This is a genomic window from Enterobacter sp. SA197, assembly GCF_054131575.1.
The window spans coordinates 1,074,736-1,088,405 of record NZ_CP096393.1 but is presented as its reverse complement, the minus strand read 5'-3'; the positions used below and the strand labels follow the sequence as shown (position 1 = coordinate 1,088,405).

Annotated in this window: 10 protein-coding genes; 7 read left to right on the top strand and 3 right to left on the bottom strand. The window is 52.4% G+C overall.

Features of this window, described 5'->3' with window-relative positions; translation table 11 throughout:
* Positions 1-34 precede the first annotated feature (34 nt).
* Positions 35-568, bottom strand: coding sequence for an isochorismatase family protein (locus tag M1D91_RS04895; RefSeq protein ID WP_437433832.1), 534 nt, complete (start codon positions 566-568; stop codon positions 35-37).
* A 200-nt stretch (positions 569-768) separates the two neighbouring features.
* Here M1D91_RS04895 and ampH point away from each other — a divergent pair, with 200 nt between their 5' ends.
* Positions 769-1,926, top strand: coding sequence for a D-alanyl-D-alanine-carboxypeptidase/endopeptidase AmpH (gene ampH, locus M1D91_RS04890; RefSeq protein ID WP_437433818.1), 1,158 nt, complete (start codon positions 769-771; stop codon positions 1,924-1,926).
* Positions 1,927-1,942: 16 nt separating this feature from the next.
* Here ampH and M1D91_RS04885 read toward each other — a convergent pair whose 3' ends face one another.
* Positions 1,943-2,569: a helix-turn-helix domain-containing protein gene (locus M1D91_RS04885; protein WP_437433819.1), complete on the bottom strand. Its 627-nt coding sequence runs from the start codon at positions 2,567-2,569 to the stop codon at positions 1,943-1,945.
* Between the two features lie 93 nt (positions 2,570-2,662).
* Complete coding sequence (locus M1D91_RS04880; protein ID WP_437433820.1) at positions 2,663-5,611, bottom strand: autotransporter outer membrane beta-barrel domain-containing protein; 2,949 nt, start codon at positions 5,609-5,611, stop codon at positions 2,663-2,665.
* A gap of 483 nt (positions 5,612-6,094) precedes the next feature.
* Between M1D91_RS04880 and hemB the strand changes: the two genes are divergently transcribed.
* The 6 genes from hemB to M1D91_RS04850 all read left to right on the top strand — a co-directional run bounded on the left by hemB (position 6,095) and on the right by M1D91_RS04850 (position 13,639).
* A complete protein-coding gene (gene hemB / locus M1D91_RS04875; RefSeq protein ID WP_437433821.1) occupies positions 6,095-7,066 on the top strand; it encodes a porphobilinogen synthase in 972 nt (323 codons plus the stop codon).
* A 131-nt stretch (positions 7,067-7,197) separates the two neighbouring features.
* The gene (locus M1D91_RS04870; RefSeq protein ID WP_437433822.1) at positions 7,198-8,913 is read left to right on the top strand and encodes a lysophospholipid acyltransferase family protein; all 1,716 of its coding nucleotides are present in this window, start codon (positions 7,198-7,200) and stop codon (positions 8,911-8,913) included.
* A 122-nt stretch (positions 8,914-9,035) separates the two neighbouring features.
* The gene (locus M1D91_RS04865; RefSeq protein WP_437433823.1) at positions 9,036-9,665 is read left to right on the top strand and encodes a response regulator; all 630 of its coding nucleotides are present in this window, start codon (positions 9,036-9,038) and stop codon (positions 9,663-9,665) included.
* The gene (locus tag M1D91_RS04860; protein ID WP_437433824.1) at positions 9,665-11,206 is read left to right on the top strand and encodes an MASE1 domain-containing sensor histidine kinase; all 1,542 of its coding nucleotides are present in this window, start codon (positions 9,665-9,667) and stop codon (positions 11,204-11,206) included. The genes M1D91_RS04865 and M1D91_RS04860 overlap by 1 nt, the downstream gene beginning before the upstream one ends.
* A gap of 86 nt (positions 11,207-11,292) precedes the next feature.
* Positions 11,293-12,594 carry an MFS transporter family glucose-6-phosphate receptor UhpC gene (gene uhpC / locus M1D91_RS04855; protein ID WP_437433825.1) on the top strand — a complete coding sequence of 434 codons (1,302 nt, stop codon included), beginning with the start codon at positions 11,293-11,295 and terminating at the stop codon, positions 12,592-12,594.
* 13 nt (positions 12,595-12,607) lie between these two features.
* The gene (locus M1D91_RS04850) at positions 12,608-13,639 is read left to right on the top strand and encodes an ABC transporter substrate-binding protein (RefSeq protein ID WP_437433826.1); all 1,032 of its coding nucleotides are present in this window, start codon (positions 12,608-12,610) and stop codon (positions 13,637-13,639) included.
* Positions 13,640-13,670: the final 31 nt, after the last annotated feature.

Genomic DNA, 13,670 nt, shown 5'->3' with positions numbered 1-13,670 from the left:
TACAGAGCGGATAATCAGACCTGAGGGTAGCGCCTTAGTTCGCCTGCCACTCGTTAAGAATTGTTTCGACGGATTTCACGAAAACGGGATTACCGGGAAGTATGAGGGTACGCCACACCTCGTTATAATGGGCGATGAGCGTATCCGCTCTGGCTGCCGGTCGATGCGCAGTGGTGTGGGCATCGCCTGCAACGGTGATGGCATACCCCCGACTGGCCCCATTTTTCAGCGTAGTGTCGACACAATAATCGGTGGCGCAACCGCACATCACGAAGTGTGTAATGTGATGTTCAGTGAGCACCGCTTCCAGTCGCGTTTGATAGAAACTGTCACAGGCTGTTTTCATGACATAGAGCGCATGGTCCGGCTGGTAAAGTTCTGGAAGTAACTGGAACCCTTCACTGCCCTCCTCGAGGCCACCCGCCTCACAGTGCTGGATAAAAATCACCGTGTCCGCAGCATGTATGAGCCGGTTTATCTGCCGCACACACTCTTCTCGTTGAAAGCGCGGGGTGGCGAATACCCCTTGCTGCATATCCACTACCATCACTATCCGTCTGCCCGACATCATCCCCCCTCATCACTGGCTATCATTGCTAATAAGTGAGGGTACCACAGCCCTTTATTCCTTTGGGGTTCAGGAAAAAAGTTCATGTTTACGCATCGTTACGTAAATTTCAGAAATTATGCCTTTTTCTGTGCTTTGAAATACCCCGCCAGATAGTATAAATACGCACTATCCACTTCTTTCATATACGGATGCTTTCGTTGAAACGTTGTTTGCTTTTTTCTGCGGCGCTGTACGCCTTCACGTTGGCACCAGCCCATGCAGCTCAGACGTCACCCGACCCGGCTTTTGCGTCTGATATCGTTGATCGTTACGCTAACCATATTTTTTATGGCAGCGGCGCGACGGGGATGGCTCTGGTAGCCATTGATGGCAATCAGCGCGTTTTCAGAAGCTTTGGTGAAACGCGCCCGGGCACCAACGTACGCCCTCAACTCGATTCCGTTATCCGTATCGCGTCGATTTCCAAACTGATGACCAGTGAAATGCTGGTGAAAATGTACGATCAGGGGATAGTTAAACTGAACGATCCCCTGAGTAAGTATGCCCCGCCTGGCGCTGTCGTGCCGACATGGCAGGGATCGCCGATTACGTTACTGAATCTGGCCACCCATACGAGTGCCCTGCCTCGTGAACAACCCGGGGGAGCCGCGCACAGAGACGTTTTTGTCTGGCCTACCCAGCAACAACGATGGAACTGGCTCTCTACGGCTAAACTTAAAGCTGGCCCCGGTACGCAGGCCGCCTATTCCAATCTGGCGTTTGATCTGTTGGCAGATGCGCTGGCGAGAGCAGCAGGTAAACCTTATCCGCAGCTTTTCGAAGAGCAGATCACCCGCCCGCTTGGCATGAAAGATACGACGTTCACCCCCTCACCCGATCAATGCAAGCGACTGATGATCGCCGAGAAGGGAGCCAGTCCGTGTAATAACACGCTCGCTGCCATTGGCAGTGGCGGGGTTTACTCCACGCCAGGCGATATGATGCGTTGGATGCAGCAGTTCCTTTCGTCGGATTTCTATCATCGAAATAACCAGGCCGATCGGATGCAGACATTGATTTATCAACGCAACCAGCTTACCCGTGTTATCGGTATGGATGTGCCAGGCAGAGCTGATGCTTTGGGCATGGGATGGGTCTATATGGCACCCAAAGAGGGGCGCCCGGGTATTATTCAAAAAACAGGCGGCGGCGGCGGTTTTATCACCTATATGGCAATGATTCCACAAAGTAATGTCGGGGTATTTGTTGTCGTCACTCGCTCGCCGTTAACGAAATTTACTAACATGAGTGATGGGGTGAACGAGTTGGTCAGTGAAATGAGCAGTAATAAGCCCATCATCGTGCCATCCTCCTGATATCATTCCCGTTCATTTAATATTCGTAGGGCAAGCGATTAACTTTTAATAGCTTGCCTTTATACATTTCAATGTAATTACCCTTACGCAATGCAGAAAGGACCTCGGCAATCACCGAGCGGGAAATACCCGTTCGCCGTTGAATGTAATACATCACGCCTATTCGTGAGCGTAGCGTTTCATCCCAGTCTGCCATGGTTAGTAGCGTTGAACGAATCTGATCATAAGTGCTACTTCCTATAAGCTGACTGTCGCGGCTTTCAGCAAGCCGGTGCCACCAGGTCAACCAGGCAAAGGCTTCACGCCAGAGTTGATTATCTTCAAGTATGGTTAATACCTTTTCAGAAGGTAAATAATAACCCGTACATATGCTTTGTGTGGTGTAAACGTACTCCACAGGGCGGGCAATCATGCTTGTACTGAGGCCGTTTATAAAAGGCCCCTGGGCAATCCCCAGCAGAACATCATTATATTTTCGGCTGATAGCAATTTCACCCTGCTGAAGAAAAATAGCCACCTCATTAGGATTTATGTTTTTGAAAGTGAGAAGCGTATTTTCTGGCAGTTCGAAAAACGTACCGTGAGGTGAAAAACATTGATCTAGTAAATAATATTCCGCAAGCGGTTTATTCAGTGAAATCATTAACTGTCCTTGTATGTAAAAATTCCCACCAATCCATAGCGGGAATTTGTATAAATCAAAATAGCAGGGAAGATATCTTCCCTGCCAGTTTTATTACCAGGTGTATTTCACGCCAACTTTAGCACCCCAATCCTGTTCAACGTCGCCGCCGCCCAGATAGGTTGCATCAGTGTAAGCACTGAAGTTTTTGGTGAAGCTGAACTGCGTACCCAGACCAACACGAACCGCAGAACCTTCAACGCCATTGTCGATAGAGTCACCATTCACTTTCGCCGTGTTATTGGAGTCATCGTAGACGTAAGCCAGTTTGAAGTACGGGGTCAGAGCCTGATCGCTGCCGTAGGAGAAGGTGTAACCTGCATCCACGCCCAGTTCATAACGCAGGCTATCGTAATCCTGATCGCCCGCTTTCATGTTGTTGCTCAGACGGTAGTTATCACCGGACTGGAACAGACCAGAGATAGCAGCATACGGAGTAACATAGCCGTTGTCGTTCACTTTCCAGTCGTAACCGGCTTTCAGACCAAAGCCCCATGCATCCGTAGTAGAATCACCGTCAACATACTGACCGTTAGACATGGTTGCAGACAGGTCATTGCTGAAACGGCTGTAGCTCAGGTTACCATCAACGAAGACGTTGTTGTCGAAACGTGCAGAAGAGTAGATGTACGCAGACTGGCTATCCTGATCGACTTTGCCAGAACGATCGCTTACATCGCCTTTAGCAAAACCAGCCGCCGCACCGACGGTCCATTTCGCGTTATTACCTTCAACGAAGGTATCAACACCGACCATGATGCCGCTGATATCTTGATCGTATTCGATAACGCCGTTGTCACCGTTGAAGCTACCACCGAAGTAGTTAACCCATGCGCCACCGTTATCTGCCAGTCCATGACGACCGTTGGTCAGACGGGTAGACAGAGTATCCTGCTGCTGGTTCCAGATGTTGGTATTCGCAGAAGGAATGCTCAGCGCCATGTTGGCATAGTCGGTCAGTTCACGCTGACGCAGAACAACGGTGTTGCCTTTCTGCTGAGCCTCGTAGGTGTAAGCACCCAGATCGGCTTTGTTAGCTGCAGTAAAGGTTGCTGCGGTGTTCTTATCGTTAACATAGATAAGTTCTTTACCTTTGTAGTCAGCGATACGGCCAGCACCGGTTGAGTCGTCAACGCGAACTTTGTAGTTACCTTTGGCTGCGGTTACGTCATCAGTAGAACTGTTATCCAGTTCATTACCACCATTGATATCGCCGTTGCCGTTGATAGTCAGGTGACCATCGGAGTTCATTGCAATGACACCATAGCCATAATTAGCTTTGGTTTTATCGTTGGTGCGGTCATTGACCAGGTCAGCATCAAGAACATAGTTGCTGCTATTGATATTGAATACACCTGAAACTACATGACCTTTGCTGTCAGCAATATTTCCACTGGTCAGCTCCAGGGTATCTGTTTTGAAGGGGTTGATATCAAATTCATCAACATCCACATTCAGCAGACCGCCGTTTGTGACAGTGATGGTGTTAGCGTACAGAGACGGAGTGTAACCACCATAAGAATCTGTCGTATCATCGCTGGACACGTTAACTGTACTGTAGCTGTTTACGGTCAAATGATCGGTTGCTACATAACCTTCATCACCAATGTTCAAAGAAGAACTGTTAGTCAGTGCGATGGTGTCAGAAAGCAGGCTGGATTGAGCAACATTAACTTTTGAACCGTTGTTCACAGTCAAAGTGTCAATATTAGAATCATTTACAGTATTCCAGACAGAACCATTATTTAACGCTACGTTAAATACGCCGCTCTGGAAAACTTTATCGTCAATGACTCGGTTCCAGGCATTCCCTTCGATGACAGAGCCAGGATAAATACTATTATCTGTTACGTCATACCAGTCGGTAGAGGCAATTGCTTCATAACTGGAACTTGCAGAACCCGTCCATTTAGAGCCGTTATCCAGGGTGATGTTCAGCTCATCAACGTTTAACGCATCATCAGCCCAGCCGCCGTTGGTGTCTTTTGCGCCATCAGCGTTGCTATCATAACCATGAGGATAGAAATTCGCATTCCAGGTACTGTTGAAAACAACATCGCCAAGCAGAGTAGAGTTGTTAAAGTTGACATTGTTTTTCATTGAATAGTTAGATGCTGCACTATCGCTGAAATACAATGCTACATCGTTGTCGCCGCCATTACCGGTATAATCACTTGGTTCAGCAGAGTGGCCATAGAAGCCAGAAGTCTCAAGAGAAGTCACTGAACCAGATGTGACGGTAGAATTGGAAACGTTGATGTTATTATCCCAGGTGTGGGACTCAGTGGTGTAGGTATTGTTAGCCGTATTGCCCTGAGTCAGGCTGATACCCGCGACACGAGAGTTATTCGAAATATTGATATTGCTTTCAACATCAAGATTTACGGCAAGGCCAAGGCCTGCGCCATATGGTTTGCCTTCACCTGCTGCCGTGGTAAAGGTTTCATGAGTTTGTTTGGTTACGTCACCGTCCAGGTAGGAGTCAGTGAAATATAATGCTTCATAATCGTCATCAATGATGGAGTTTGAAATGTTCAGTGTGAACACATCGCCATCATGCCAGTTATTATCGATTACGCGGTCAGTACCGTATTCATGATATTGATATGCATGCCCATCAGTACCAACGCCAATAGGCAGATGAGAGGTAATAGAGCCGTGGATAATTGAATTATTGATGTTCAATATGTTATCTGAGCCATCAACACCATTAGTATAATCATGGTTCAGATAATAGGTGGAAATCGTACCGTTAACGGTATCACCGTTAAATGTTTGATCAAAGTCGCCGTTCGCATTATTGTGGTAAACAAAACCGCTATAATTCACATAGTTGCCATCAACCGTACCTGGCGCATCCATATCGCTCCAGTCCAGCGCTGTCTTAGGATTATCAACGTAATTCCAGGTATCATAAGTCGCCGCATTTGCCTGAGAAGCGATTGCCAAAGTGCAGGCTAATGCCAGTTGCGATACTACAAGTTTCTTTTTCCAGGAGTGCATTTGTCATCCCTCCTCAGGGATATTATCGTTGGTCCATCAATTATTAATGCATCAAATACAATCAAGTTTCGTTGCGGAGAAAATTATGCCGTACATAAACCAAATGGTTCAATTAAAGTTCACGTAAAGTCCGAATTCGGATAAATTACTTTTCTCAATCACTAACACCTGGGGATTAAATAGCAAAAGCCATACTTTTCATCCAGATAAAAAAGAAAACATTCTCTTTTATGAAACGGTTTAAAACGAAATACACATCAGAGCAAAGCCTATTAAAACCAACGAATATTCAACACACAAATGCAATTTATAAAACCAATAAAATGCCTCTATAAATTCAAAAAAGAAATATCACACCAACTAATGATTATGCCAATGTAGACTCCGTCGGGCCTTCTCGCCGTTAAAGACGATTTTGGTAAAACACACCCTTCTTTTTTCAGATACACTATCCCCCACGTTTCCTAAGACTTCAGGCACATCATGACTGACTTAATCACCCGCCCGCGCCGCCTGCGCAAATCTGCCTCGCTTCGCGCCATGTTTGAAGAGACAACACTTAGCCTGAACGACCTGGTGTTGCCCATCTTTGTTGAAGAAGAGATTGATGATTACAAAGCGATTACCGCCATGCCCGGCGTGATGCGCATTCCTGAAAAGTACCTTGCTCGTGAAATTGAACGTATCGCCAGCGCGGGTATCCGCTCGGTCATGACCTTTGGCATCTCTCACCACACGGACGCAACCGGTAGTGATGCCTGGCAGGAAAATGGTCTGGTGGCGCGCATGTCACGTATTGCCAAAGATGCAGTACCGGAGATGATCGTGATGTCTGACACCTGCTTCTGTGAATACACTTCTCACGGTCACTGCGGCGTACTCTGCGATCATGGCGTCGACAACGATGCAACCCTGCTCAATCTTGGCAAACAAGCCGTCGTCGCGGCAGCAGCCGGTGCCGACTTTATCGCACCTTCAGCGGCAATGGACGGCCAGGTACAGGCTATTCGTCAGGCTCTGGATGCAGCGGGCTTTACCGACACCGCCATCATGTCCTACTCCACTAAATTTGCTTCTTCCTTCTATGGCCCGTTCCGGGAAGCCGCCGGGACTGCGCTGAAAGGCGATCGTAAAACCTATCAGATGAACCCCATGAACCGCCGCGAGGCCATTCGTGAGTCGCTGCTTGATGAAGCGCAAGGCGCGGACTGCCTGATGGTAAAACCGGCCGGTGCTTATCTCGATATCCTGCGTGATATTCGTGAACGTACCGCTTTACCTCTGGGGGCTTATCAGGTCAGCGGCGAGTATGCGATGATCAAATTTGCCGCCAGGGCTGGCGCTATTGATGAAGATAAGGTGATTCTGGAAAGCCTTGGAGCAATCAAACGTGCTGGTGCCGATTTAATCTTCAGCTACTTCGCCCTCGACCTCGCTGAACGTAAGATTTTGTAAGTCATCAGGCCCGGCGGTGTCTGCCGGGCTACCTCTCTCCCCTTTCCTGCGTTGCCATTAATTCACAAAGCTGAAATGTAAGTGTCATCCGTAACTTCTACTGTCATCGCAAGACGGCAGGAGGAGTGACCATGTTTAGTCTCGATAGTGTGCTTGATGACCTCTGGCCCCAGGCCAAACCCGCCCCCTGGCAAAAAAATCTGCTAAGACGCCTGGTATACGAAAAAGAGTTTCAACAGTTTGCCGCCAGCCACCCTCATCTTAAAGGGCTGGACATGGTTGAGCAGGTCCTGGAGCATCTGCAGATCCACTGTACCCTCCCCGCTCATGACATCGAACAGATCCCCGAGCAAGGCCCACTGGTGATTGTGGCCAACCATCCCACCGGCACACTGGACGGACTGGCACTGCTGTATGCTGTTTCCCGGGTCCGCCGCGATGTCAAAGTGGTAACCAACCGGATGCTCTGTCATCTGGAACCTCTCAGCTCCTTGTTTATTCCCGTGGACAACATGGGCGGCCGCACGCGAAAAACTTCACTGCAACAGATGGAAAACCAGCTGCAACGGGGTGGCGTCTTGATTTTCTTCCCGGCCGGGGAAGTGTCACGGCTGACCCGCAAAGGCATCCGCGACGGCAAATGGCATCCAGGCTTCGTTAAACTGGCGAAAAAATTCCGCACACCGCTGCTTCCCATCTGGATCAACGCCCGCAACAGCCCCCTTTTCTATGGCACCGCACTGCTCTCGGACACGCTGCCGCTGCTTTTGCTGGTGCAACAAATGTTTCGCCGCCGCGGAACCACGCTGCCCATCACCATTGGTCAGCGTATTCCCTGGGACAGCTGGCAATCCCCCTCACTCTCCGCCCGCGATGTGGCGGACAGATGTCGCAAGCACGTGCGTCGACTGGGCAAAAAAGCGCCAGGCCTGTTTAAAACCGAGAGTGCGATCGCCCGACCGGAAGACCGGGCCATGCTGCGCCGGGAGCTGACACGAGCCGAGTGCCTTGGGCGCACCCCCGACGGAAAAATCATTTATCTCTGGCAGCGTCAGGGGCAGGAGGATGCGCCGCTCTTGCGTGAGCTGGGCCGGTTGCGGGAAATAGCCTTCCGTGCTGTTGGCGAAGGCAGTGGCAAACGCCGCGACACCGACAGGTACGATGACGACTACCTTCATCTGATCCTCTGGGACGAAACCGATCTGGAAATCGTCGGCGCCTACCGGTTTATGCCTACCGCAGGTCAGGTGGAAAAGCGGGGTCCGGCCGGGCTCTACAGCTACAGCCTGTTCCATTATGACGAGCGGATGTCCGACGTCCTGGCGCAGGGTATTGAACTGGGGCGCAGCTTTATTCAGCCACGCTACTGGGGGCGTCGCGGCCTTGACTATCTATGGTCCGGCATTGGCGCTTACCTGGCCCGCTATCCGCAATACCGCTACCTGTTTGGTCCGGTATCGATTTCCGGGGGGTTCCCCCCTGCGGCACGCGACTTATTAGTGGCCTTCTACCGTCTGTGGTTCCCGGCAAGCTGGCCACTGGCCCACTCGCGCCGCCCCTGGCCTGCCACGCTGCCGGATGTACTGACCCAGTTTACCGGTGAGGATTACAGCGAAGATTTAACCCGTCTGAAATCCATGCTCGGCAATCTGGGATGTGCAATTCCGCCTCTGTATAAGCAGTATTCAGAGCTATGTGAGCCCGGCGGCGTGCAGTTTATTGATTTTGGTTGTGACCCGGATTTTAACAATTGCGTGGATGGTCTGGTGCTGGTGGATCTGACACGCCTGAAGCCCCATCGTTATGAGCGCTATATCGGCGCGCATCTGAACAACACGGCCGCCTGAGGGCGGCCCACCTCCCCCACAAATATTGCATTTATGTTACATCGGTTCCATATCGCCGACCTGAACGTTGCCAGCCGTAAACCAGGCGGCATGATAGGGCTTTTCTCCTGCGAGAGTGCGTTATGGTACGTGTGGTTCTGGTGGATGATCATGTGGTAGTACGGTCAGGGTTTGCGCAGTTGCTGGGGCTGGAAGACGATCTCAGCGTCAGCGGGCAATACAGTACCGCTGCCGAAGCCTGGCCCGCCCTGCTGAAGGAGGATGTCGACGTGGCCGTACTGGATGTCGCCATGCCGGATGAAAATGGTCTCAGTCTGCTCAAACGCCTGCGCCAGCAGCGCCCTGGATTTCGCGCGATTATCCTTAGCATCTATGACACCCCGGCTTTTGTCCAAAGCGCGCTCGACGCGGGTGCCAGTGGCTATCTGACAAAACGCTGCGGCCCTGAGGAGCTGGTACGTGCGGTCCGTTCTGTCGGACTTGGCGGGCACTATCTCTGTGCTGATGCCCTCAAAGCCCTGCGCGGCGATGTGCAGCCGGTAAAAGTGCTCTCCACCCTTACGCCACGCGAGCGTGAAGTTTTTGATTTACTGGTAAAAGGTGACAGCGTTAAAGAGATCGCCTTTCAACTCGAACTGAGCCACAAAACGGTTCACGTCCACCGCGCCAACGTTCTTGGCAAACTGCAATGTGCGACCACCATTGAACTGGTGCACTTCGCGCTAAATCATAATCTGCTGGCGAACCACTGATGACGCGATCCCTGCGTCACGGCGTGATATCGCTGTTTATCGTGCTGGCCTGGGGACCGGGCTGGCTGATGCTCTGGACCCTCAGCTTCTATCTGACCCACAACGGCCAGCAGGCGGTATTGTTTCTGCCACATGGAGTCTATCTGGCTCTGTTGATTCTGGTTTCAAGGCGGTTCTGGCCCGCCCTGTTATTGCCGCAACTGGCGCTGATCTTCTGGCTCTGGAGCGAACAGCTGGTGAGCGGTTACAGTATGCTTGTCGCCCCCTTTATTACTCTTCTGCCGGCGCTGTTTACCCAGCGATACTGGCACCGCTTTCCCTTGTACTGGCAGCGATTAACCTTACTGCTCACGGCCGTTACCGTCACCGCACTGCTCCACACTCTGCTGCTCGCCCCGTTTTTACACAGCCCGGTCCTGCTGGCCGGGCTGGCTTCGTTTACCGGCGGCGTGCTGCTCACCCCTTTTGCCTATCTGATTTTCGAGTTCCTGCGCCAGCAGCATCGTCACCATCTGTTGGGGCTGGATACTATCGCCCCGCCGCTGCGCACCTCGCTTATCATCTGGTGCAGCCTCTTTTTCATCATCGGTATCGGTACCCAGATGGTGCTCTCTCCGCAAATCGAACGCCTGTTATTGATTGTGGTGTTCTTGCCCAACGTCGTTATGGCATGGAAGTTTGGCTGGCAGGGCGGCGTGATGTCGGGTCTGCTTGGTAGCATGCTCATCACCATCGCCCGCCAGGTCGGTGTTGGCTTTAGCGATCTACTGGAGCTGGAGATTTTTCTCGCCACCCAGGCGCTGTTAGGCATCGGGCTGGGCATCGCCATCAGCCGCCAGCAGCACCTGGCATTGAATCTTGACCGCTATCGTCGCAGGCTGGAGGGCGAACTGCGCGCGCGGCAGGCACTGGCGGAAAAGCTGATTCATACGGAAGAGGACACCCGTAAAAGCCTGGCCCGTGAACTGCATGACGAAATCGGCCAGAACATCACCGCCATTCAAATCCAGTCCCAGTTAGTCAAACGCGCGGGCGATACTCCCCAGGCGCTGGAAGCGGCCGAACAGATCAACGCCCTGGCGCGACGCATTCACCACTCCACGCGACAGTTGCTCCGCCAGTTACGTCCCCCGGTGCTTGATGAACTCACCCTCCAGGAAGCGTTACACCACCTGGTTAACGAGTTCGCCTTCGCTGAGCGTGGCATCGATTGCCGTTTCAACTACCAACTGCATACCCCTCCCACCAGCGAAACGCTGGTCTTTACCCTTTACCGGCTGGTGCAGGAGTTGCTCAATAACGTCTGCAAACACGCCAGCGCCAGCGAAGTGCGCATTCGCCTTAGCGAGTACAACGAGCGTTTGCGTCTTGAAGTGCAGGATAACGGAGTAGGGATTGCCGCCGGGAAAATGCCCGGCTCCGGCATTCAGGGAATGCGTGAACGCGTCCATGCGCTTGGCGGAGAGCTGACCCTCGAATCCCGCAACGGCACCTTCGTTACTGTTAACTTGCCCACAGTTTTGCAACAAAACTCACGCTGACCAGGAAAAAGTCTTAGTCATCCGGGCAGTTTCTCTCATCCGCTTTCGCCTGCACTTACCTATAGTCAGCGCAACTGGAGACCGCTATGTACGCCATCTCGCCTGAGGACATTGACCACCGTTATCGCATGCTGCGTTCGCGTTTGCTGCTCTCTATGGTGGTGGGCTATGCCGCGTTTTATCTGACGCGTAAAAGCGTGAACTACGTACTCCCTGCGCTGCAAAGCGATTTGGGTCTGGATAAAGGTGATATCGGCCTGCTGGGATCGCTGTTTTATCTCAGCTACGGCATGTCGAAGTTCGCCGCCGGGCTCTGGCACGACAGCCACGGTCAGCGCGCCTTTATGGGCTGCGGACTTTTTGCCACTGGGCTTCTGAACGTGCTGTTTGCGTTTGGTGATTCGCTGCCACTACTGCTGGTGGTCTGGACGCTAAACGGTTTTTTCCAGGGCTGGGGCTGGCCACCCTGCGCCCGACTGCTGACCCACTGGTACTCGCGTAACGAACGCGGTTTCTGGTGGGGCTGCTGGAATATGTCTATCAACATCGGCGGTGCGATTATTCCGCTGATTTGCGCCTTCGCCGCTCACTGGTGGGGCTGGCAGGCGGCGATGCTGACACCGGGGATACTCAGCATGGCACTGGGCGTGTGGTTAACGATGCAACTGCGGGGCACACCGCAGGAAGAGGGATTACCGAGCGTAGGGGCGTGGCGACACGACCCGCTGGAGCTGCGTCAGGAGCAGCAAAGCCCGCCAATGGGCCTCTGGCAGATGCTGCGCGAAACCGTACTGCGTAACCCGTTGATTTGGCTACTGGGGTTCTCTTACGTGCTGGTCTACCTGATCCGCATCGCGCTCAATGACTGGGGCAATCTCTGGCTGTCGGAAAGCCACGGCGTCAACTTACTGAGCGCCAACGCCACGGTCATGCTGTTTGAAATCGGCGGCCTGCTGGGGGCGTTATTTGCCGGATGGGGCTCAGACCTGCTGTTTAGTGGACAACGTGCGCCGATGATCCTGCTCTTTACGCTGGGGCTGATGGTATCGGTGGCGGCACTCTGGCTCGCGCCGGTGCACCATTACGCACTGCTGGCAATGTGCTTTTTTACGGTGGGATTTTTTGTCTTCGGCCCGCAAATGTTGATTGGCCTTGCCGCCGTTGAGTGCGGACATAAGGCAGCAGCGGGCTCAATAACCGGGTTTCTCGGCATATTCGCCTACCTGGGAGCCGCGCTGGCGGGCTGGCCGCTGTCACAAATCATTGAACGCTATGGCTGGTCGGGGATGTTCACTCTGCTCTCCGTTGCCGCCGTACTGATGGGTTTATTACTGATGCCGCTACTGATGGCGGGCATTGCAACATCACGCAGTCCTGGCACCTCGTAAGAAGGATAAAATAATGAAAGTCACTCTACTCTCTACCCTGGTAGCAACCGGCCTGGCACTCTCCGCCTTTAGCGGCGTGGCTAAAGCAGAAGGTCGTCTGGTGGTCTATTGCAGCGCCACCAATGAAATGTGTGAAACCGAAACCCAGGCCTTTGGCGAAAAATACAACGTCAAAACCTCCTTCATCCGTAACGGTTCCGGCAGTACGCTGGCGAAAGTCGACGCAGAGAAGAAAAACCCGCAGGCGGATGTCTGGTACGGCGGCACTCTGGACCCCCAGTCCCAGGCGGGAGAAATGGGTCTGTTGCAGGCCTATAAATCACCGAATCTTGAGCAGGTGATGGAGAAATTCCGTGACCCGGCAAAAGTGAAAGGCAACCTCTCCTCCGCCGTGTATGTGGGCATTCTGGGCTTTGGCGTCAATACCCAGCGCCTGAAAGAGAAAAACCTGCCGATACCAAAATGCTGGAAAGATCTGACCAAACCGGAATACAAAGGCGAGATCCAGATAGCAGATCCACAAAGCTCCGGCACCGCCTACACCGCGCTGGCAACCTTCGTTCAGCTGTGGGGCGAGGATCAGGCCTTTGATTACCTCAAGCAACTTAACAGCAACGTCTCACAGTACACGAAATCCGGCATTGCCCCGGCGCGTAACGCCGCCCGTGGCGAAACGGCGATTGGCATCGGCTTCCTGCATGATTACTCACTGGAAAAAGAGCAAGGCGCACCGCTGGAACTTATCTCACCGTGTGAAGGCACCGGCTATGAAATTGGCGGTATCAGCATCCTGAAAGGGGCGCGTAACCTGGATAACGCGAAACTGTTCGTGGACTGGGCGCTGTCAAAAGAAGCCCAGGAGCTGGCGTGGAAAAAAGGCAAGTCTTACCAGATTCTGACCAACACCACGGCCGAAACCTCGCCAAACTCACTGAAGCTCGACGATCTGAAGCTTATCAGCTACGACATGGACAAATACGGTTCCACGGATGTCCGTAAGGCGCTGATCAACAAATGGGTTAGCGACGTGAAGATGGGCAAATAAACCCACACCTGCAGCATTTGCCGGGTGAAGG

Excerpts from the sequence above, each read along its gene's own strand:
- M1D91_RS04895 (WP_437433832.1), bottom strand. The coding sequence starts at position 568 with ATGTCGGGCAGACGGATAGTGATGGTAGTGGATATGCAGCAAGGGGTA.
- M1D91_RS04885 (WP_437433819.1), bottom strand. The coding sequence starts at position 2,569 with ATGATTTCACTGAATAAACCGCTTGCGGAATATTATTTACTAGATCAA.
- M1D91_RS04880 (WP_437433820.1), bottom strand. The coding sequence starts at position 5,611 with ATGCACTCCTGGAAAAAGAAACTTGTAGTATCGCAACTGGCATTAGCC.
- hemB (WP_437433821.1), top strand. The coding sequence starts at position 6,095 with ATGACTGACTTAATCACCCGCCCGCGCCGCCTGCGCAAATCTGCCTCG.
- M1D91_RS04870 (WP_437433822.1), top strand. The coding sequence starts at position 7,198 with ATGTTTAGTCTCGATAGTGTGCTTGATGACCTCTGGCCCCAGGCCAAA.
- M1D91_RS04865 (WP_437433823.1), top strand. The coding sequence starts at position 9,036 with ATGGTACGTGTGGTTCTGGTGGATGATCATGTGGTAGTACGGTCAGGG.
- M1D91_RS04860 (WP_437433824.1), top strand. The coding sequence starts at position 9,665 with ATGACGCGATCCCTGCGTCACGGCGTGATATCGCTGTTTATCGTGCTG.
- uhpC (WP_437433825.1), top strand. The coding sequence starts at position 11,293 with ATGTACGCCATCTCGCCTGAGGACATTGACCACCGTTATCGCATGCTG.
- M1D91_RS04850 (WP_437433826.1), top strand. The coding sequence starts at position 12,608 with ATGAAAGTCACTCTACTCTCTACCCTGGTAGCAACCGGCCTGGCACTC.